General features: G+C 71.1%; 18 protein-coding genes. 11 read left to right on the top strand and 7 right to left on the bottom strand.

What is annotated here, in order from left to right; all coding sequences use genetic code 11:
* Nucleotides 1–69: 69 nt before the first annotated feature.
* From ACSC1Q_RS40665 to ACSC1Q_RS40655, 3 genes are all read right to left on the bottom strand, one after another.
* A complete protein-coding gene (locus tag ACSC1Q_RS40665; protein WP_436764078.1) occupies nucleotides 70–1,773 on the bottom strand; it encodes an IucA/IucC family protein in 1,704 nt (567 codons plus the stop codon).
* Nucleotides 1,770–3,620, bottom strand: coding sequence for an IucA/IucC family protein (locus tag ACSC1Q_RS40660; protein ID WP_436764077.1), 1,851 nt, complete (start codon nucleotides 3,618–3,620; stop codon nucleotides 1,770–1,772). Before ACSC1Q_RS40660 ends, ACSC1Q_RS40665 begins: the two co-directional genes overlap by 4 nt.
* 155 nt (nucleotides 3,621–3,775) lie before the next feature.
* Nucleotides 3,776–4,933, bottom strand: a complete 1,158-nt coding sequence (locus ACSC1Q_RS40655; protein WP_436764076.1) for an ATP-grasp domain-containing protein — start codon at nucleotides 4,931–4,933, stop codon at nucleotides 3,776–3,778.
* A 177-nt stretch (nucleotides 4,934–5,110) separates the two neighbouring features.
* Here ACSC1Q_RS40655 and ACSC1Q_RS40650 point away from each other — a divergent pair, with 177 nt between their 5' ends.
* The 7 genes from ACSC1Q_RS40650 to nudC all read left to right on the top strand — a co-directional run bounded on the left by ACSC1Q_RS40650 (nucleotide 5,111) and on the right by nudC (nucleotide 10,379).
* On the top strand, nucleotides 5,111–5,539 hold the full coding sequence (locus ACSC1Q_RS40650) for a hypothetical protein (protein WP_436764075.1): 429 nt from the start codon (nucleotides 5,111–5,113) through the stop codon (nucleotides 5,537–5,539).
* Nucleotides 5,511–5,729 carry a hypothetical protein gene (locus tag ACSC1Q_RS40645; RefSeq protein WP_436764074.1) on the top strand — a complete coding sequence of 73 codons (219 nt, stop codon included), beginning with the start codon at nucleotides 5,511–5,513 and terminating at the stop codon, nucleotides 5,727–5,729. The genes ACSC1Q_RS40650 and ACSC1Q_RS40645 overlap by 29 nt, the downstream gene beginning before the upstream one ends.
* Nucleotides 5,726–7,111: a sensor histidine kinase gene (locus tag ACSC1Q_RS40640; RefSeq protein WP_436764073.1), complete on the top strand. Its 1,386-nt coding sequence runs from the start codon at nucleotides 5,726–5,728 to the stop codon at nucleotides 7,109–7,111. The genes ACSC1Q_RS40645 and ACSC1Q_RS40640 overlap by 4 nt, the downstream gene beginning before the upstream one ends.
* A 64-nt stretch (nucleotides 7,112–7,175) precedes the next feature.
* Nucleotides 7,176–7,838, top strand: a complete 663-nt coding sequence (locus ACSC1Q_RS40635; RefSeq protein WP_436764072.1) for a response regulator transcription factor — start codon at nucleotides 7,176–7,178, stop codon at nucleotides 7,836–7,838.
* Nucleotides 7,839–7,934: 96 nt separating this feature from the next.
* Nucleotides 7,935–8,507, top strand: coding sequence for a GVDTG sorting domain-containing protein (locus ACSC1Q_RS40630; RefSeq protein WP_436764071.1), 573 nt, complete (start codon nucleotides 7,935–7,937; stop codon nucleotides 8,505–8,507).
* 2 nt (nucleotides 8,508–8,509) lie between these two features.
* The gene (locus tag ACSC1Q_RS40625) at nucleotides 8,510–9,145 is read left to right on the top strand and encodes a class F sortase (protein WP_436764070.1); all 636 of its coding nucleotides are present in this window, start codon (nucleotides 8,510–8,512) and stop codon (nucleotides 9,143–9,145) included.
* 256 nt (nucleotides 9,146–9,401) lie between these two features.
* A complete protein-coding gene (gene nudC, locus ACSC1Q_RS40620) occupies nucleotides 9,402–10,379 on the top strand; it encodes an NAD(+) diphosphatase (protein WP_436764069.1) in 978 nt (325 codons plus the stop codon).
* Between the two features lie 76 nt (nucleotides 10,380–10,455).
* Here the strand turns inward: nudC and ACSC1Q_RS40615 are convergent, their stop codons facing one another.
* Together ACSC1Q_RS40615 and ACSC1Q_RS40610 are read right to left on the bottom strand one after the other, a co-directional pair.
* Nucleotides 10,456–10,710 (bottom strand): mycoredoxin, encoded by a 255-nt coding sequence (locus ACSC1Q_RS40615; protein WP_436764068.1) that lies wholly within the window; start codon nucleotides 10,708–10,710, stop codon nucleotides 10,456–10,458.
* A gap of 84 nt (nucleotides 10,711–10,794) precedes the next feature.
* Nucleotides 10,795–12,090: an alpha/beta hydrolase gene (locus tag ACSC1Q_RS40610; RefSeq protein WP_436764067.1), complete on the bottom strand. Its 1,296-nt coding sequence runs from the start codon at nucleotides 12,088–12,090 to the stop codon at nucleotides 10,795–10,797.
* A gap of 190 nt (nucleotides 12,091–12,280) precedes the next feature.
* Here ACSC1Q_RS40610 and ACSC1Q_RS40605 point away from each other — a divergent pair, with 190 nt between their 5' ends.
* The 4 genes from ACSC1Q_RS40605 (at nucleotide 12,281) to ACSC1Q_RS40590 (ending at nucleotide 16,369) form a co-directional block, all read left to right on the top strand.
* Nucleotides 12,281–14,362: an ATP-dependent DNA helicase UvrD2 gene (locus ACSC1Q_RS40605; protein ID WP_436764066.1), complete on the top strand. Its 2,082-nt coding sequence runs from the start codon at nucleotides 12,281–12,283 to the stop codon at nucleotides 14,360–14,362.
* On the top strand, nucleotides 14,359–15,225 hold the full coding sequence (gene tesB / locus ACSC1Q_RS40600; RefSeq protein ID WP_436764065.1) for an acyl-CoA thioesterase II: 867 nt from the start codon (nucleotides 14,359–14,361) through the stop codon (nucleotides 15,223–15,225). The genes ACSC1Q_RS40605 and tesB overlap by 4 nt, the downstream gene beginning before the upstream one ends.
* Nucleotides 15,226–15,768: 543 nt before the next feature.
* On the top strand, nucleotides 15,769–16,038 hold the full coding sequence (locus ACSC1Q_RS40595) for a WhiB family transcriptional regulator (RefSeq protein WP_329085648.1): 270 nt from the start codon (nucleotides 15,769–15,771) through the stop codon (nucleotides 16,036–16,038).
* 136 nt (nucleotides 16,039–16,174) lie between these two features.
* On the top strand, nucleotides 16,175–16,369 hold the full coding sequence (locus ACSC1Q_RS40590; protein ID WP_436764064.1) for a hypothetical protein: 195 nt from the start codon (nucleotides 16,175–16,177) through the stop codon (nucleotides 16,367–16,369).
* A 308-nt stretch (nucleotides 16,370–16,677) separates the two neighbouring features.
* Here ACSC1Q_RS40590 and ACSC1Q_RS40585 read toward each other — a convergent pair whose 3' ends face one another.
* Together ACSC1Q_RS40585 and ACSC1Q_RS40580 are read right to left on the bottom strand one after the other, a co-directional pair.
* A complete protein-coding gene (locus tag ACSC1Q_RS40585; protein ID WP_436764063.1) occupies nucleotides 16,678–18,015 on the bottom strand; it encodes an ABC1 kinase family protein in 1,338 nt (445 codons plus the stop codon).
* 63 nt (nucleotides 18,016–18,078) lie between these two features.
* Complete coding sequence (locus tag ACSC1Q_RS40580; RefSeq protein WP_436764062.1) at nucleotides 18,079–19,179, bottom strand: ThiF family adenylyltransferase; 1,101 nt, start codon at nucleotides 19,177–19,179, stop codon at nucleotides 18,079–18,081.
* Between the last annotated feature and the right edge of the window lie 357 nt (nucleotides 19,180–19,536).

The raw sequence follows: 19,536 nt of genomic DNA, 5'->3' as shown, positions 1-19,536 counted from the left end.
GTGACCATCACCGCCGTCTCTCGCCGTCAGGTCAGAAGCCGCTGCCAGGTCGGGAGCCGTCGCTCACGCTCAGGCCGTGGCCAGCGGGTTGGCGACCGCCACGTACCCCGCCGAGCGGTCCGCCGAGCGCGCCCACCGGACCGACAGGTTGGCCTTGGCCGGGAGTGGCTCTCCCGACAGCAGCTCCGAGAGCGGCCGGGGCCACCCGCGCGACGCCGCGTACTCCGTCAGGACCTCCCCGGCCACCGCCCACAGCTCCCGCGTGGACCCGTTCCCCGCCAGGGAGGCGGCTATCTCGGCGAGGTGGTTGACCATCAGGCAGTAGACCACCCGGTTCCAGCCGGAGGCCGCGTCGTAGGTGAGCGCCTCGGCGACCCGGCCGGGCAGCCCGGACAGGTCGTGCCGCCCGGCGACGAGCTTCGTGCCCTCCAGGTCGCGGAAGACGGCCTCCACGGGCAGCCCTTCCGAGTCCACGCCGATCAGGACGTTCTGCAGGTGGGGTTCGAGCACCACGCCGTGGCCGAGGTAGGCGTCGAGCACCGGCGGCGCCACGCGTTCCACGTACGCCCGCCACCAGCGCGCCGGATCGGCCACCGGCCACCCGGCCCCTCCCGGCGACGGATCGGTCACCGGCCATCCGGCCATTCCCGGTATGTCGCCCGGTGCCGGATTCGTCAGGCCCGGTATGCCACCCGGCACCGCTCCGGCCCCCTGCCGCCCGGCGGCGAGCGCGCCGCTCAGCAGGGGGGTCACCCCCGGCCTGCAGACCGACCACGGGCCCATCCGGACGATCACACTGAGCCCCTCCAGCAGCCGGGTTCCCAGCTCCGCGGACCGGTAGCCCGGTTCGGGCAGCCAGCGGGTGCCGGGGAAGGCCGCCGCCAGGTCGAGGAACACCGGTTCGAGGCGACGGCTCAGCTCGACCGCACCCGCCAGCTCGTACCAGGAGTTCTTCCGCACGCAGTTGGTGATCCGCACGTCCAGGCTGAACTTCAGGCACCGGTCGATCAGCGGCTCGTAGACCGTGCGGACCGACGACGTGGGAACCGCCGGACGGGAGCTTTCGCCCAGGTCGATCAGGCGGCCGTCGGCCAGCGGCGCGGCCAGGTCCGCCGCGAGCAGTTCCAGCTGCCACGGGTGCGCGGGCAGCAGCGAGTAACCGGACGGCGCCTGGCCGAGCTCGTCGAGCACGCCGGTGTCACCCGCCTCGGCCAGTACGTCGTCCCGCACCCCGAGCAGCCGCAGCGGGAAACTCGCGTGCGCCTCGGGCGCGTAGCGCAGCCAGCCCTCACCGCCGCGCGCCTTCGGGCTGGGATGGAACGGGTGCCCGAAGACCAGCGCCTGCTCCGAGGCCAGCCACGGGTCGGCGGGCGGCGGGACCTCCCGCCGGGCCGCGATCAGCGTCGCCAGGGCGTCCCTGCTCGCGGCCACCTGACTCGCGAACTCCTCGTTGCCCCCGCCCCCGCCCTTGCCCTCGCCGTCGCCGAGCTCGGCCTCCACCAGCCGGACGAGCAGGTTCGCCGAGAGCGGCTGCCAGGAGCCGTTCTCCAGCCACTCGGGCCGCCCTTCGAAGCGCAGCGCGAGCCCGCCGTGCGCTCGCGCCCGCAGGTGGGTGCCCGCGACGCGCAGCAGCACGTACGGCTCCTCGTGCCTGACCTGCCCGCGAGGCCCCGCGATCTCCCTCACGCAGCAGCGCAGCAGCGCCGACACGGAGGCATCCTCGGCGAGGGCGATGGCGACGGCGGCGGGGGAGTCGAGGGCGAGGCTCGTCATGTCGTCCTTTGCGTGATCTGAGAGGGGTGGCGGAGATAGTTCGGACCGCTCGTGCCGTAGAACTTGTTCACGTCCCGCGCACCGGTGCGTGCCTTGTCCACCAGGGTTCCGGCGGTGATCATCGATTTTCCGACGAGCCGGGCGGCGTCCAGGGTCCTGGCCCGCAGCAGCCTGGCCATCGGATCCTCCCCGTACTCGTCGAGCGCCTCGGCGAGCGTGCCCCGGACCAGCTCGAAGGCCGTCGGCGGCGGCAGCGCGCCGAACGTCACGGCCGCGGCGGCCAGGTGCAGGGTGATGGTCACGAACACGTCGGCGAGCGCGTGCGGGTCGTCGGTGAACATCCGCGCGTCGGCGAAGGCGGGCACCGCGAGTCCCGCGTCTCTCAGCCGGTCGGGCGAGGTCAGCAGGCCGTCGTTGTCCTTGACGAGCAGCCGCACGGCATCCTCACCCGCGCCACCGCCACCCGTGGCGTCCCCGTTCGTGGCCTCCTCCGCGCCGAACACCAGCGAGAGGTTCTGCTGGTGGGCCTCAAGCGCCGTGCCGTACCTGACGAAGAGCCGCACGTGGAAGCGGAACAGCACCCGCAGGTACCGGCCGAGCAGCCGGGCGGCGTCCCCGCCGGACCACCTCTCGGCGAGCTCCTCCACGACCAGCCCGCCCCCCGGCAGCGGTGCCGCCAGCGCCGCGACCGGGACGACCTCCCCCGCCGGGTGCCGGCGCAGGAGCCAGCCCAGGTACTCGTGCCCGGCGTGCCCGTACGTCTGCTCGTCGGCCAGGAGCACCTCCGGGTCGGGCATGGCCCGCAGGAGCAGTTCGGCCCGCGCCCCGTCGGCGAGCGTGTCCGGCTTGAGGGACCTCCGGTTGCGCAGCCCGAGGGTGCTGGTGGTCAGCGGCAGCTTCAGGTGCGTGCCCGGGGCGATCTCGACCGTGCGCATCGACAGGGTGGGCCTCACCCGCAGGTGCGCCAGCGGTGCCACGACCGTCCACGGGATCTCCTCGACCGCGGGGACCGTCAGCGGGTGCACGGGGAACAGCGTGTGGGTCTCCGCGAGACCCGCGGCCAGGCCGACGTCGGGGAACCCGGGCACCCCTGGCATCCCGGACACCCCCGGCAGCTCCACCCCGGTGAGCCGCTCCCGTGGCACCGCGGCCCAGCGCAGCTCGAAGGCGGGCGCGAACTCCGGCGCGTACGCGACCAGATCCTCGTCGGACAGGCCGATCCGGCACCGGGCCGTCGGGTAGACGGGATGATCGACGAACGCGGCCAGCGTCTCGTACCACATGCCGTCACGCCCGCCCCCACCCGCTGCGCGCGCGGTCCCGTTCCCCGAGGCGGCCCCGTTCCCCGAGGCGGGTCCGCCCCCGCCGCCCGCTGTGCGCGCGGTCCCGTTTCCCGCCGCCCGCCCGCTCCCGCCGCCCGCGGCGGGCCCGATTCCGTTTCCGCTTTCCGCCGTACGCCCGTTCTCGTGGTCCGGTGTACGCGTGAAACCGGAGCGAATGGCGGGGCCGGTGATTGGGCGCCCGGTGGTGATGGTCGCGTCCAGCCTGGCGAGCACCTCCTCGCGGTGGACGTCGTGAAGATCGAGGGCGCGCAGCGCCTCGCGGCACTCCGTGACGAACGACTCGACCCCGGCGGCGTCGGCGGGAGCGGAGATCTCCCGCAGGGCGCTCAGCACCTCCTCCAGGCGGAGCGCCTCCTCCGGGGCCGCCACGAAGTCCTGGAACAGCGAGCCGGGGGTCAGCCGGACCCGCCTGCCCCTGGGCAGGACCAGCGCGACACCGTCCTTGCTGCGGGTCACCCGCCCGGCCAGGCCGCCGTAATCCTCGCGCAGGAGCGCGTTAAGCACCCGGGTGGCGAGATATCGTTCCCGCCCGCTCACGGAACCCCCGCCGATCGCACGACCACTCGCGGCCCCCCGGCTCCCGCGGTCTCCCGTGGATCCCCGGCGCACGTGACCACTCGCGGATCCCCGGCCCACACGATCGCCCGTGGACTCCCGGCTCACGCGATCACCCACGGGTTCTCCGCGGTGAAGGCCGCGACGGCCGCGTCCACGCGTGCCCGGTCGGGGCCGATCGCGCGGACGATGCCCATGTAGTCGCGGTTGGTGTTGCTCAGGTCGATCCGGTCTCCAACGGCGCGCAGCGGCCGGTGCCAGATCCGGACCGGATCGCCGGGCGCGGGAACGACCGTCCCGGGAGAGCTCACCACGGTCCCCGGACGGTCGGCGACCAGGCTCAGCGCGGTCGCGTGTCCCTCCGCCCGGCCGGGGAGTCCCGGTTCCGCGCCGAGGTGCGCCTTGAGCACGAGTTCGAACAGGGGCGCGTCCAGCATGCTCGCCAGAAGGAAGTCGCAGTGGTCGCCGATCACCCGGTAGTTGACCTCGACGATCCGCGGCCCGGCCGGAGTCATCACGTACTCGGTGTGGCAGGCCCCGAACCCCACCCGCAACGCCTCCAGCGCCCGCAGCACGTGGTCGCGGCCGGGAGGCGGCTCCCAGTCGAGCCGTTCCTCCACGAAGTGCGGCAGCGGCCCGAGGGTGGTGCGGAAACCGCCGAGCACCCTGATCCGCTCGCCGTCGCCGAGCGTCTCCATCGTGTGCAGCGGCCCGTCGAGATACTCCTCCACGACCAGCGTCTCTCCCGGCCGCCTGTCCCGGATGGCCGCGACGGCCTTCGCGAGCTCGCCCGCGTCGCGGACCAGCACCACGTCCTCGCTGGCCACGCCCTCGCGCGGCTTCACGACCGCGGGGAACGGCATGTCGGCGGGCGGCGGGTCGGCCGGTGCCAGCCGCGCGGAACGGACGGTCTCGACCCCGGCGGCGGCCAGTCGCCGCCGGGTGAGCGCCTTGTTCTTGGTGTCGACGCAGGCTCGCCAGTCCTTGCCGGGGAGGCCGAAGTAGGCGGCGGCGAGCGCGGTCTCCGCCTGGATGTGGTCGGAGTTGGAGAAGATCGCGTCAGGGACGCGATGGTGCGCGACGGTGTCGATCACGGCCCGCGCGTCGCGTACGTCGCAGCGGAGCACCTCCGCCCCTGAGTCGCGGTACCGTTCGGGGCGGTCGGTGAGGATCGTGACCTCACAGCCGAGCGCGCGTGCCGCGGGGAGGAAGCCGTCGCTGACCGAGTCGGTCGGTTTGAGCGCGGTGAGGTACAGCCGCAATGCAGGGACCCCCGATATCAGGCAAGGCTAACCTAACTCGGTGATCCTAGCCTGAGGCTGATCAGCACGCGGAGGTGATCGGCCTATTGACAGTACATGTCCGTGTCGTCCGATGATGAGAGTCTTCTCATCTCCATCCCAGCCTGATCTCCTGTTACGGCACCTAGCGTGGACGCCATGAGCCGCAGGACGTCAACCGTCAGCATGGTGATCGGGATACTCGTCACCGCCGTCGCCATGTTCGCGGTCGTGGTGCTGGTCCAGGGCGATCCGGGCAGCCTCGGGGAGGCCGTCGTGGTCGACCGGGACCGGGGGAAGGAGACGGCCGAGACGGCCACCGCGCAGCCGCGGCCCTCCGGAGACCCCACGACACCGGCACCGGCCGGCTCCCGAGCCTCGGACGGTTCCGGGGCCCCCGGCGACGCGCGGGCGCGGGACGACCGGACGCCTCCGGGGTCCGCGACCTCCGGCGAGCCCGACGAGTCCGGTGAGCCCGGAGCGTCCCGCGTGACCGGCAAGGAGCGGGCCGAACGGGTGCAGCCCCCGCCACCACCGCGAGGCGGAGGAGACGACGACGATGACGGCGGCGATGACGGCGACGACTGAGACTGAGACGACCGCGACGGTGATGACCGCCACGGCAACGACTGAGACGGCAACAACCGCGACGGTGATGACCGAGATGGTGACGGCCGAGACAGCGATGACCGCGATGGTGACGGCCGAGAGGGCGACGACTGAGACGGTGACGGTGACGGCCGGAGCGGTGACGGCAGAGGCGACGGCCGGGCGGTGAGCGCACGGGCCCGCATCGTGGGTTGGACGCTCGCGGTCGTCGCCCTCGCCCTGAGCGTCTCGGTGTTCGCCACCTGGACCATCCTGCTGGTCAGGCTCGAAGACCGGGTGAACGCCGAGCTCGCCAACGAGGTGGAGAAACTCCACTGGTACGCGAAGAACTCGACCGCCTCCCCGCCGGAGCTGCTCCAGGAGTACCTGAAGGTCAACGCGCCCGACCGCCACGAGACCTTCTTCGTGATCCTGGACGGGAAGGTCCGCTGGCGCACGTACGCCGAACCCCCGGCCGTGCTGGACACCGACCGGGCGCTGGTGGCGCGGATGGCCGCCGCGACCGAACCCGAGTGGGACTGGGCCCCCAGCACGGCCGGGGTCGTCCGCTGGGTGGTCGCACCCGTGATCGCCGACGGCGAGGTCGAGGGCGCCTTCGTGGCCATCGTCTTCTACGACCTCGAACGCCGCGAGGTCGACGAGGCGGTACGCGTGCTGGGCCTCACCGCGCTGGCGGCGCTGCTCCTGGCCGGGGCGGGCGGGTGGTTCGTCGCGGGAAGGGTCCTCGCCCCCGTGCGGCTGGTCCGCCGGACGGCGGAGCGGATCGGCGGTTCCAGTGACCTCAGCCGACGCCTCACCGTCTCCGGCGACGACGACGTCTCCGCGCTGGCCGCGACCTTCAACCACATGCTCGACCGGCTGGAACGCGCGTTCGCCGTGCAGCGCGACTTCCTCGACGACGCCGGGCACGAGCTGCGTACCCCTATCACGGTCGTCCGCGGCCACCTCGAACTCATGGGCGACGATCCCGAGGAGCGGGCCGCCACCCTCGCCCTGGTCACCGACGAGCTGGGGCGGATGAACAGGCTCGTCGACGATCTGATCATGCTCGCCAGGTCGGAGCAGCCGGGCTTCCTCACCCTCGGCGAGGTCGAGCTCGCCGACCTCACCGTCGAGGTCGTGGCCAAGGCCCGTGCCCTGGGAGAGCGCCGCTGGCGGGTGGACGAGGTGGCCGAGGAACAGGTCACGGCCGACCGGCAGCGCCTCACCCAGGCGCTGATCCAGCTCGTGGCCAACGCCGTGCGGCACACCGGTCCCGGCGACCTGATCGCGGTCGGTTCCGCCGTACGGGAGGGCCGGGTGGAGCTGTGGGTGCGCGACACCGGTCCCGGTGTGCCCGCCCAGGACCGCGAACGGATCTTCAACCGCTTCGTCCGGGGCGCGGGCCGTACCGGGTCGCACGACGGCGCGGGGCTCGGCCTCGCCATCGTCCGTTCCATCGCCGAGGCGCACCGGGGCACCGCGCGGGTCCGCGAGGCCGACGGCGGCGGGGCGCTCTTCCTGATCTCCTTCCCGTACGAGGAGATCCCCATGACGCTCTCGTACGAGTGACGTCCTTCCGCACCGTGCGGCGTGGAAGGCACGACCGTGACAGTCCCCGAGGGAGGAGCCGAGGGTGAACCGCATCCTGATAGCCGAGGACGAGGGCCGGATCGCGTCCTTCCTGGAGAAGGGCCTGAGAGGCAACGGGTTCACGACCACCGTCGTCGCGGACGGGGTCGCGGCGTACGAGTACGCCCGCGCCGGTCGCTTCGACCTGATGATCCTGGACATCGGGCTTCCGCTGAGTGACGGCTTCACCGTCCTGCGGCGGCTCCGGCAGGAGATGGCGACCATCCCCGTGATCATCCTCACCGCCCGCGACAGCGTCGCCGACACCGTCGCGGGTCTTGAGGGCGGGGCCGACGACTACCTCGCCAAGCCTTTCTCCTTCGAGGAACTGCTGGCGCGGGTACGGCTCCGCCTGCGCCCGGAACGCGTCCCGGAGACGACCGTCCTGCGCGTCGGCGACCTCGCCCTGGACCTGCGGACCCGGCGGGCCCACGTGGGCGAGCGCTCCGTCGACCTGTCCACTCGCGAGTTCGCCCTCGCGGAGATCTTCTGCCGCCACCCCGACCAGGTTCTCACCCGCCAGCAGCTGCTCAGCCACGTGTGGGGGTTCGACTTCGACCCCGGCTCGAACGTGGTGGACGTCTACGTCCGCTACCTGCGCCGCAAGCTGGGGAACCAGCGGATCGAGACCGTCAGGGGGTCCGGCTACCGCCTGCGGGTCTGGTGAGAGTCCTCTCATCCCGCGCTCATGATGAGTCCACCGGCCCCCGGAAATCTGGAGTCATCCGCACAGAAGGTGCGGAACGACCTTCAGGAGGGCCAGATGAGCCTGGTACTACGGCGGACCCTGCTCGCCATCGCGATCACCCTCGGACTCGGGACCACCGGCGTCCTCGCCGGTATCCCGGCGGCCCAGGCCTCCACGTTCCCGGCTACGCCCACGGCGGTGATCAACCTCGCGGACGACGATGACGATGACGATGACGACGACGGGGGCGGGGGCGGGGGCGGTGATGACGACGACCGCGACGACCGCGACGACGATCTCCCCCGGGGCGGCGTGGAAACCGGCCAGGGCAGCACGTCGCGCGATGACGACGATGACGACCGCGCTCCGGCCGGTGGCGTGGACACGGGTCAGGGCGGCGTCTCCCGCGACGACGATGACGACGATGACCGCGCCCCTGCCGGCGGGATGGACACCGGTCAGGGGGGCACGTCGCGTGATGACGACGATGACGACGACCGCGCTCCGGCCGGTGGTGTGGAGACCGGGTTCGGCGGGATGGCGGAGAAGGAGGGCGTGCCGCTCTGGGTGCCGGTGGGACTGGCCGGTGCCGGGCTGCTGGCGGGTGGCGGTTTCTGGTTCAGCCGCCGATTCACCTCGGGGAGCTGACCGTGCGAACCCCCGGTACCCTCGTGGCCGCTCTCTCCACCCTTTCCGCCCTCATGGCCATGACCGCCTGCTCCACCGAGGTCGCCGCGCACAGCGCTTCCACGGCCCACGAAGCCTCCACGACTTCCGGAACCTCCACGACCTCCGAAACCGCTAAGGCCTCCACGGCCGCCCAGGTCGTACGACCTCCGGCCAGGGGTGAGGTCGCCAACCCCGTGCGGCTCCGCGTCCCGGCGATCGGGGTCTCCACCGCGGTGATCGCGTTGAGGCTGGACGCGAGGAACAAGCTGGTCGCTCCGGTGCGCTTCGACAGGGTGGGCTGGAACAAGGCCGGTCCCGAACCCGGCGAGGCCGGTGCGGCGGTCATCGCCGGGCACGTGGACTCCAGGACGGGCCCCGCCGTCTTCCACCGGCTCGGGAAACTCCGTCCGGGACACCGTGTCCACGTCGACAGGGCCGACGGAAGCACGGTCACGTTCACCGTCCGGCGCCTGGCCCGCTTCCCGAAGAGCAGGATCCCCGACAGGCAGGTGTACGGCTCCGCCAAGGGAGCCGAGCTGCGGCTCATCACCTGCGGCGGGACCTTCGACCGCAAGCGGCGCGGTTACCGTGACAACGTGATCGTGTTCGCGAGCTGACGCCTCGGCACCACGAAGGCACCGAAGCCTCCGGAGGCACCGGAGGCACCGAAGGCACCACAAAAACAGTGCCAGGAAAGCTCAAAGAAAACGGGTGGGACGCGCCACGAGAGGCGCGGGTACCGGGAGAAGCCCCGATACCCGCGCCTCTGTCCGTGTCCCCGGGTCCCGGCCGCACCTCGGCCCGTAGGGGAAGGGCGGAGAGGCCCCCCTCCGGAGACGTAGTATGTGCACTCGGTTGGGGAGGCGGAACAGCGTGGAGATCACGGCACAAGAAGGACTTCTGGGACCGCTGCTGCTCGCGCGCAGTGCCATCGACCGATCGGCGATGCTTCGCGGCGACGCCGAATGGCTCAAGAAGACCTGGGCGGACGCCGCGACCAGGGTCGTGGTCGTCGACGACGGGCAGGCACTGGTCCGGCGCAGCGGCGGAGAGGTCGGGCTGGTCCTGCTGCCCACGGCCGACGCGCCGGAGGGGGAGCGCTACCTGCTCGGCGTCGACGCCGAGGGCATCGCCTACTTCGCCGTGGCGGCGCCGCTGGCCGGCAGTACCCACAACGGTTCTCTCAACCGGATCCTCTCCCCGCTGGCCCCCTCGGAGCCGGCGGAGGGCCAGACGATCACGGCGGGGCTCCGCCAAGTGGGGTCGTTGCTGGGTGACCTGGACGCCGGGCTGCTGGTGTACGCGGTCGCCCTGGACGCCTGGCACTCCACCCACGAGTTCTGCCCCCGGTGCGGGAGCGGCACCGAGGTGCGCGCGGGCGGGCACGTGCGCGTCTGCCCCAAGGACGGCAGCCAGCACTTCCCCCGGGTCGACCCCGCGGTGATCATGCTGATCCACGACGACGATGACAGGTGCCTGCTGGCCAGGGGGCCGCAGTGGCCGGAGGGGCGGCTGTCGGTGCTGGCCGGGTTCGTCGAGCCAGGCGAGTCGCTGGAGCACGCCGTGGCGCGCGAGGTGGCCGAGGAGGTCGGCGTGCGCATAGCCGAGCCGCGCTACATGGGCAGCCAGCCCTGGCCGTTCCCGCGCAGCCTGATGCTCGGCTTCTTCGCGCGGGCCACGTCCACGGAGTTCGTCCTCGACCCCGAGGAGATCGCCGAGGCCCACTGGTTCAGCCGCGCCGAGCTGCTGGCCGCCACGGAGAGCGGCGAGGTGCGCCTGCCGTCCGAGGTGTCGATCGCCCGCAGGCTCATCGAGGCCTGGTACGGCGAACCGCTGCCCGGCGGCTGGTGACCCCGGTTCTCCTTTCACGGAAAGCCCCGGTCTCCCGTGGACGGGAGACCGGGGCTTCCGTCCGCCGCGAGGGCGGCTACGCGCTCGCGCCCGCCAGGATGCGCTTGACCTCGATCACCGAGGGGTTGGTCCTGACGACCCGGCCGGTGGGGGAGTCGACCACGACGGTGGGTACGACCTGGTTACCGTTGTTGACGCTCATGACGAACGTGGCGGCGTCCGGGTCGCTCTCGATGTCGATCTCGTTGTAGGAGATCCCCTCGCGGCTCAGCTGGCTCTTCAGTCGCTTGCAGGGGCCGCACCAGGTCGTGGTGTACACAGTCAGCGCCATGTCGTGAGAAATCCCCTCATGTGATGTCCGGCGCCATTGGCAACAAAGCGAGGGCCGTTCATCTTCCCGGTGACCGACGGGACTTCATCTTCCCGGTGAGAGCAGCTTCTCCGCGACCCACTGCTGAACCCGCTCCGCCACGCCGGGCAGCCGGTAAAGAGGCGCGCTGTGCTCGATGCCGGGCTCGCTGACGATCGTCACCGGCACGCCGACCTGGCGCAGGTGCTCCTTGAGCTGCTTGCCGTGCTCCGCCGACACGAACTCGTCCTCCGAGTGCACGACCAGCATGGGCGCGTCCCCGCGGCTCGCGTGCCACGGGACCTCCATGCTCGCCCAGATCCTGGCGCACTTGCCGGTCGGCTCACAGCCCCCGGCGAGCCTGATGGCCGACTCGCGCAGCTTGCGCTTCTCCAGGTCGAAGGTGTCGGTGCCCTCGGTGTACGCCGTGAGCGGGGAGATCACCGGGGAGATGCCGACCACGCCGCGCAGGCCGGGCAGGCCGTTCTTGTAGGTGCCCGCGGCCCCGGCCAGGTGGCCTCCCGCGGAGAAGCCGACGATGACGTAGTTGTTCGGGTCGAAGGACCACAGCGCCGCGTGCCGCCGCGCGGTGGCGATGGCGTCGAGGGTGTCGGTGCGCTGGGCCGGCCAGGAGGCGTCGGTGGAGAGGCGGTAGTTGATGTTGAAGACGACGTAGCCCTGCTCGGCGTAACTCCGGCTGATCTCGGTCATGTACTTCTTGTCACCCGACGACCACCAGCCGCCGTGGATCAGGAAGACACCGGGCCGCTTCAGCTCGTCGGTCTGGTACCAGACGTCCATGCGCTGGCGGACGTACGGGCCGTACGCGACGGTGTTGACGACGGTGCCCTGGGTCAGCGGTTCGGGCTCCGCCGTCGGAGGGGGTGTCGGGTCGCCCCCGCCGGACTTTCCCGTGCCGCTCTTCGGAGTGCCGGGCTTCCTCGCGCCGGTCGTCCCCGTGCCCGTCGTGCCGGTGCCGGTGCCGGTCGTCCTCGTACCGGCCTGCGCGGCGTCGGTCTTCCGCGCGCCGGCCGTGCCGGTGCCGGTCTTCGCTCCGACTCCGGTCTTGACCGCGTCCGTGCCGGCCCTGCCGACGTTGGCCACTCCCACGCTGGCCCTCGCCGTGCCGTACGTGCCGGTGTCCGCCTCGTCCGCTCCGGATTCCGCCGTGCCGGAGGCCCTCTCGCCACCGGTCGCGGCCGTGCGGGCGCTCCCCCCGCTACCGGCCTTCGCCGGGCCTGGTGTGCCGCTGGGCTGGGCCGAATCCGAGATCACGTGAGCGTGCGCGGTTGTGTACACCACCGCGGGCCCGACCATCGCCGCCGCCAGGGCGAGCGCGCCCACGGTTACCCCAGTTCGCACGGGCCTCTTCCTTCCCCGGAATCGTTCGGCCCCCATTGTGGAGTAAAAAGGCCTCTTTGTGCATCTCGGCGAACCACATAGGTTGACGGCGGCGAGTTGCCAGAATGACTGATGCTTGGCCTGTGACTGGGAGGATGTTGCCGCCCGGTCCGTTCGACCGCGTGTGTTCGACTGCGTGTAAGGAGGCTCCGTGGAGCCCGACAACGTTCTGGCGGCACTGGACCCCGAGCAGCGTGAGGTGGCCGAAGCCGTCCGGGGGCCGGTCTGCGTCCTCGCCGGAGCCGGGACGGGCAAGACCCGTGCCATCACCCACCGCATCGCGCACGCGGTCCACAGCGGGGTGGTCGACGCCCAGGGCGTGCTGGCGGTGACGTTCACCACACGCGCGGCCGGTGAGCTCAGGCAGCGGCTGCGTCAGCTCGGCACGCCGGGTGTGCAGGCGCGCACCTTCCACGCCGCCGCGCTGCGCCAGCTCACCTACTTCTGGCCGCGCGTCATCGGCGGCGACCCGCCCAGGGTGATCGAGTCGAAGCTGCCGCTGCTGATCGACGCCTGCCGCTCCCTGCGCAAGAACCAGGACCGTTCCGAACTGCGCGACATCGCCTCCGAGATCGAGTGGGCCAAGGTCACCCAGATCGCCCCCGAGGACTACGCGGAGGCCGCCAAGAAGGCGGGCCGCACCTCGCCCGTGGCCCCCGAGGAGGTCTTCCGGCTCTACGAGGCCTACGAGAACCTCCGCCGCGAGCGGCACCTGGTCGACTTCGAGACCATCCTGGAACTCACCGCGGCCGTGATGACCGAGCACCGCGAGGTGGCCTCCCAGATCCGCCAGCAGTACCGCTACTTCGTGGTCGACGAGTACCAGGACGTCAACCCGCTGCAGAAGCTGCTGCTCGACACCTGGCTCGGCGGGCGCGACGACCTGTGCGTGGTCGGCGACCCCAACCAGACGATCTACTCCTTCACCGGCGCCACCCCCCGCTACCTGACCGGCTTCTCGGTCGAGCACCCCAACGCCACCGTGATCAAGCTGGTCCGCGACTACCGCTCCACCCCGCAGGTCGTCTCCCTGGCCAACCGCGTGCTCGACAGGGCGCGGACCCCGCACAAGCTCGCCCTGATCGCCCAGCGCCCGGACGGCCCCGAACCGGTCTTCACCGAGTACGACGACGAGACCGCCGAGGCCGAGGGCGTGGCGCGGGCGGTCAAGAAGCTCGTCGGCGGCGGCGTGCCGACCCGCGAGATCGCCGTGCTGTTCCGGGTCAACGCCCAGTCCGAGGCGTACGAGCAGGCCTTCGCCAAGGCCGGCCTGCCGTACGTGCTGCGCGGCGCCGACCGCTTCTTCGAGCGTCCCGAGGTCCGCCAGGCTGTCGTGCTGCTGCGCGGTGCCGCCCGCTCGGCCGAACCCGGCGACACGCTCGCCACGACCGTGCACCACATCCTGTCCGGCATCGGGCTCACCCCCGAGGCGCCCGGCGGTGGCAAGGCCCGCGAGAAGTGGGAGTCGCTGAAGGCCCTCGCCGACCTCGCCGAGGACCTCGCCGCCACCGGCGCCGACCTGCCCGCCTTCGTCGCCGAGCTGGAGCGCCGGGCCGGGGAGCAGCACGCGCCGCCGGTCGAGGGCGTCACCCTGGCCTCGCTGCACGCCGCCAAGGGCCTGGAGTGGGACGCGGTCTTCCTCGTCGGCGTCACCGAGGGCATGCTGCCGATCATCTACGCGGAGACGCTCGACCAGATCGAGGAGGAGCGCCGCCTCCTGTACGTCGGCGTCACCCGCGCCCGCGCCCACCTCGGGCTGTCGTGGGCGCTGGCGCGCTCGCCCGGCGGGCGGCGTTCCCGCAAACCCTCCCGCTTCCTGGACGGGCTCACCGGCCGCTCCGCGCAGAAGAGCCGCGCCGCCGCCCCGGCCTCGGCGGCCTCGGTGGCCGACCGCCGCCAGGTCGCCGCCCCGATCAGCTGCCGGGTCTGCGGCAAGACCCTCGCCGCCGCCGCCGAGCAGAAGCTCGGCAGGTGCGCCGGCTGCCCCGCCGACTACGACGAGGCGCTGCTCGGGGCGCTCAAGTCCTGGCGTACGGGAGTGGCGAAGCACGAGAAGATCCCCCAGTGGGCGATCTTCACCGACGTCACCCTCCAGGCCATCGCCGAACGGGCGCCGCTCTCCGAACAGGACCTGCTGGCGATCACCGGAATCGGACGCGTCAAACTGGATCGTTATGGCGAGGCGGTGGTCGAACTGTGCCGTATCGCCGCGAACCGGACGGAGGGCGCGTGAACGAGGCGTTAAAGGAGCTCCTGGACCTGCTCGACCTGGAGCAGATCGAGCTCGACATCTTCAGAGGGCGTAGCCCGGAGGAGCGCATCCAGCGTGTCTTCGGTGGCCAGGTGGCCGCCCAGGCGCTGGTCGCCGCGGGACGGACGGTGCCCGACGACCGCGACGTCCACTCGCTGCACGCCTACTTCATCCGGCCCGGCGACCCGGCCATCCCGATCGTCTACAACGTCGAGCGGGTCCGCGACGGCCGGTCCTTCACCACCCGGCGGGTGGTGGCCGTCCAGCACGGCAAGGCGATATTCACGATGTCGGCCTCCTTCCACGTGACGGAGACCGGTGTCGAGCACCAGGCGACCTCGATGCCCCAGGTGGTCGCTCCCGAGGGCCTGCCGCTCTTCCAGGACCGGATGCTCCAGGCCGTAGGGGAGGAGTCCCCGCTGCGCGAGTGGCTGGCCAAGCCGAGGCCGGTGGACGTCCGTTACGTGACCCCCCTCACCTGGGAGGCCTACCGCGACCCGGAGCTGCGCGGTTCAAACACCAACGTGTGGTTCCGCTACGACGCGGAACTGCCCGACGATCCGCTGCTGCACGTGGTGCTCGCCGCCTACGCCTCGGATTTCACCCTGGTCGACACGGTGCTGCTCACTCACGGCCTGGCGTGGGGCGCGTCCAACCTCTCCGGCGCCTCGCTGGACCACGCGATGTGGTTCCACCGTCCCTTCCGCGTGAACGAGTGGATGCTCTACGCCCAGGAGTCGCCGTGGTCGGGGGCGGCCCGAGGACTCGCCAAGGGCGAGATGTTCACCCGGTCCGGAGAACTGGCCGTGTCGGTAGTGCAGGAGGCGATGATCCGCGTGAGATAGTCGCAAAGTCGCAGGTAGAAAATATGTTGCCCCCTCCCCGGGCCGGGGTTTAGGGTCATGCTCAAGCGAGTCGGACACCACTGTCCGACGATCAACGAATGGAGGTGAGTCCGCTGTGAGGAACATTCCGATGACGTCCCAGCCGGGACTCACTTCCGCGCGCCTTAACACCGTTCTGTCTTGCGGCAGTCAGATCATCCTCGCCGGCGGCGCGGCAGCTCTGGCTCAGCAGGCCAACCCTGCCCATCTCCAGGTCGAAACCGGCCGTTGGTTCGCTCCGATCGCCTTCCCGGCGACGGACGTCCCGGCTGCTCGTAACCGAGTGGGCGACAGCTACGCAGCAACGACCAAGCACATCGGAAACGGTGGACTGCGCGGTCCGCAACCCTGGGGGCATCCTCCGGTCATAACCTGACCGAGGAAAAAGCCTTCAGGCCGCGGATCCGCATCCAGGATCCGCGGCCTTCTTGTTTGTCCGCGTCATTCCTGACCCCCACCCCAAGAGGTAACCGAAGATCAACACCTAGCTGAGAGGTGAAGCAGATGGGGGCCCAGACGGTCATGGACCTGATCGACGAAGCCACAATCCCCTGTCGTACCGACCCCGACCTGTGGTTCGCCGAGTCTCCGGAGGACGTGGAGTTCGCCAAGGCGCTCTGCGGAGGCTGCCCGATCCGTGAGGCCTGCCTGGCCCGCGCGCTGGAGCGCGAGGAGCCGTGGGGCGTCTGGGGCGGCGAGCTCGTCCTGCGGGGGGCGATCGTCCCCCGGAAGCGTCCGCGCGGGCGTCCCCGCAAGAACCCGGTCGCTGCCTGAACAACCCGGTCGCTGACCGAACCACCGAGAATCCGAACATCGAGAATCCGAACATCGAGAACCCGAACCACCGAGAACCCGAACCACCGAGAACCCGAACCACCACGAGCCGCACGTTTCCGAAAGGACCATTCCGATGAGCTACTTCACCGCCAGAGGCCTCGACCTGCCGTCTATGCAAGAAGAACTGGTCCGTGACCGAATACGGACCCTCCACCGCGAGGCGGAGGAGCATCGCAGGGCCGCCGGCCTTCAGCGCCTCCAGCGCGCGGAGCGCGACGCCGAGCGTGCCACCGCACGCCTGCGGAGCGCGATCCTGCGCCTCGTCTGATCTGTCTTGTCTGTTCGGTAAGAACCGGCGGCGACGTGTAGGAGACGCACGAGAGACACCCGGAGCCGCACGGGAGACGGACCGAGGAGCGAGACGGACGAGAGAAGCGAGACGAACGAACGAGGGGTGACCCGCTCCGGCGGGCCACCCCTCAAACGTCTTACCGAACCCACCACGTCACGGGGTGCCGTAGTGCGCCCGGAATGCCGTGGGGATGCCGCCGGACGCCCCCGAAGATCACAGAACATCACAAAACATCGCAGGACATCGCGGAGCATCGGGGAACTCAGGGCGAAGGAGAACATCCCTCAGGCGCTGGTGAGGGTGGGTTCTCCCGAATCCTCGTCGGTGAATCCGGGGACCCAGCGGATGACCTCCTCGCGGAAGCGGGCGGTGGCGCCGAGCTGGCAGAGGACGCCGACCCCCGCCGCGTGCACGCGGTGGATGAGGACGTACGAGGCGGGCAGGTTGAGCTGGCGCACCACGTTGCCGGGACGCAGGTCGGTGGCCGTGGCGGCCTGTCGCTGGAGCCACTCCCTGCTGAACGAGAATTCCTCCACGGCGGTCGGCTCGACATAGGGAGCCAGGAACGCCCGCAGGGCTTCGGGGTCGATCTCGATGTGCGGCTGGATGAAGCCCTCGTCACGCAGGCCCTGCACCACGGTCGACATGTCGCCGTTGTTGAAGATGCGGGTCAGCTTTCCGAAGACCGGTGGGTATCCGTCGGGCATCCGGTTGACCGCGCCGAAGTCGAGCACGCACATCCGGCCGTCCTTGACGATCCGGAAGTTACCCGGATGGGGGTCGGCGTGGAGCATGCCCAACCGCGCGGGCGAGGAGAACAGGAAACGGACGAGCTGGAGCCCGGCCCGGTCGCGCTCCTCCTGGGTGCCGTCGGTGATGATCCGCGACAGCGGGGTGCCGTCGACCCATTCGGAGACGAGCACCTGCTCGTTGGCGGCGATCACGTCCGGGATCAGGAAGTCGGGGTCGTCCTTGTACTCCAGGGCGAAGGCGTGCTGGGCCTCGGCCTCGTGGAGATAGTCGAGCTCCTCGACCACCCGCTCGCGCAACTCGCTCAGGACGGCCTTGATGTCGAGGCCGGGCAGCAACACCCCGAAGAGCTTGCCGAGCCGCGACAGCTGGGTGAAGTCGGAGAGCAGGGCCTTTCCCGCCCCTGGATACTGGATCTTGACCGCGACCGTCCGGCCGTCGTGCCAGACCGCCTTGTGCACCTGCCCGATCGACGCGGCGGCGGTGGGCCTGTCGTCGAACGACAGGAAGTTCTCCCGCCAGTCGTCACCCAGCTGCTCGACGAGGACCTTGTGCACGGTCGCCGCCGGGAGCGGCGGAGCCGCGTCCTGGAGTTTGGTCAGGGTGGCGCGGTAGGGGCCGGCGATCTCGGAGGGCAGCGCCGCCTCGAAGATGGACAGCGCCTGGCCGAGCTTCATCGCCCCGCCCTTGAGCTCTCCGAGAACCTTGAAGATCTGCTCGGCGGTGCGTTCCTGGATTTCCTGGGCGACGATCTCGGCGGACTTGCCCCCGATCCGTTTTCCGAGACCGAGAGCGGTGCGGCCGGCGAACCCGATCGGCAGGGCCGCCAGCTTGGCGGAGCGCGCAACGGCGCGGCGCGGAAGGTCACTCACCTTGGTTGGCGGCGCATCCGCTGGCACAGCGAGACGCCGCTCCCTCCCTTCGCTGTGTGTCCGTCAGCGGCAGGTAGCCGACGCGACCATTGTTAGCGAACCCAACTCGTTTCGGAAGCAACGACATTGAGGATGAACACTCCAGGATCGCCTCTTCCAGCTCCAATCTGGCAATACTTCCATTGTGCTGTTTGTCACAGCGGGCTCACGGCCGTCGACCACAGCGAGTGCGTGACCTGCCGCCGACGCCGCCACCAGCGTCGACAGGGCCGTGCCACACGCGATTTCTCCCGCGGGGAAGCCACCCAGCCGGGCGCTGACGACGGGCCATCCGGGGTCGCGGTCTCGTCGGGTCAAATCTAAACAGTGCAGGCAGGTGCTCCGACCGGGCAGCACCAGGGGGCCGACCGACCCGGAGCCCTCGAACGCGGTGACCAGCAGATGCGGGATCTCCCACTCGACGAGCTCCCTGACCAGGAGACCGTCCAGCGGCACCACCGGCGCGAGCACCGCCAGGTCCGGGGGCCTGGCCCCGTCGGCCAGCTGGGCCGCCCCGTCGCCGGTCCACGCCGTGAGACCGGGCGCCATTCTCCTGGCCACCGCGACCGCGCCGTCCTGCCTGCTCATCCCCACCTCCGTCCAGCCGAGGCCGCCGGGGACGACATCCCGCCGCCGTGCCGTACCGGGGTCGATGACGCAGATCCGGCCGACCCCGGAGGCGGCGAGCAGGCAGGCGACCTGCGCGCCCACCCGGCCCGCGCCGTAGACCCGCACCTGGGCCGCTCGCCGGCGCTCCAGCGCGGCGAGCCCGCCGTCGATCGTGCCCGGGGTGAGGGAGAGCGCGTCGAGATCCGGCTGGAGCCGATCGCGCTCGGCCATCGCGAGCGCGCGCAGCGGACCTGGACCCGCACTCGCGTCGTCCACCACGCCACGGCTGACCAGCAGGTCGAGCAGGGTCCGGCCGTGCTCCTCGCCGAGACCCGCCTCGGCGGCACCGGCCAGCACGCCCGCGAGATCCCGTACGCCGTCGAGGCTCTCCACCCAGCGGCGGACCTCGGGCTCCAGATCGGTCAGCACCACCGCGTGACGGGGATGCAGCCCGAACTGCAGGGTGCGCCCGTCGCGGGCGACGCGGCGCAGAGCGGGCTTCAGACGTGGTCGCATCGGAGAGCCTTTCTTCGGGGCGGCCCGCGGGCGAGCCGGTAAGCGGGGGAAGGGCCAGGAGAGCCGGTGAGCCGGTGAGCAGGGGAAGGACAGGGGTGAGCGGGAGAAACGCAGGCAGGGGGTGGCCGGGTGTGCCAGCGTGGCATGGCCTCACAAGGTCCCGGACGCCTTTTCCTCCGCCTGTGGATAACTCGACCCGCGAACAACCCCCTGTGGATAACCCGCCTGGGGCACCCCGCCCTGAGAGCAACGAGGACTGGATCTTCCACCTCACCCGCCTGCCCCTGAGGAGACACCCGTCTGGGAAGACAACCGTCTGGGAAGACGACGCCTGTCTGAGGAGGCACCCGTCTGGAA

Origin of the sequence: Streptosporangium heterodermiicola (assembly GCF_051390675.1) — a bacterium.
GTDB lineage: Bacteria > Actinomycetota > Actinomycetes > Streptosporangiales > Streptosporangiaceae > Streptosporangium.
This window is presented reverse-complemented; position numbering and strand designations above follow the sequence as displayed.

Excerpts from the sequence above, each read along its gene's own strand:
- ACSC1Q_RS40665 (WP_436764078.1), bottom strand. The coding sequence starts at position 1,773 with ATGACGAGCCTCGCCCTCGACTCCCCCGCCGCCGTCGCCATCGCCCTC.
- ACSC1Q_RS40645 (WP_436764074.1), top strand. The coding sequence starts at position 5,511 with ATGACGGCGGCGATGACGGCGACGACTGAGACTGAGACGACCGCGACG.
- ACSC1Q_RS40580 (WP_436764062.1), bottom strand. The coding sequence starts at position 19,179 with ATGCGACCACGTCTGAAGCCCGCTCTGCGCCGCGTCGCCCGCGACGGG.
- ACSC1Q_RS40615 (WP_436764068.1), bottom strand. The coding sequence starts at position 10,710 with ATGGCGCTGACTGTGTACACCACGACCTGGTGCGGCCCCTGCAAGCGA.
- ACSC1Q_RS40590 (WP_436764064.1), top strand. The coding sequence starts at position 16,175 with ATGAGCTACTTCACCGCCAGAGGCCTCGACCTGCCGTCTATGCAAGAA.
- ACSC1Q_RS40595 (WP_329085648.1), top strand. The coding sequence starts at position 15,769 with ATGGGGGCCCAGACGGTCATGGACCTGATCGACGAAGCCACAATCCCC.
- ACSC1Q_RS40630 (WP_436764071.1), top strand. The coding sequence starts at position 7,935 with ATGAGCCTGGTACTACGGCGGACCCTGCTCGCCATCGCGATCACCCTC.
- ACSC1Q_RS40650 (WP_436764075.1), top strand. The coding sequence starts at position 5,111 with ATGAGCCGCAGGACGTCAACCGTCAGCATGGTGATCGGGATACTCGTC.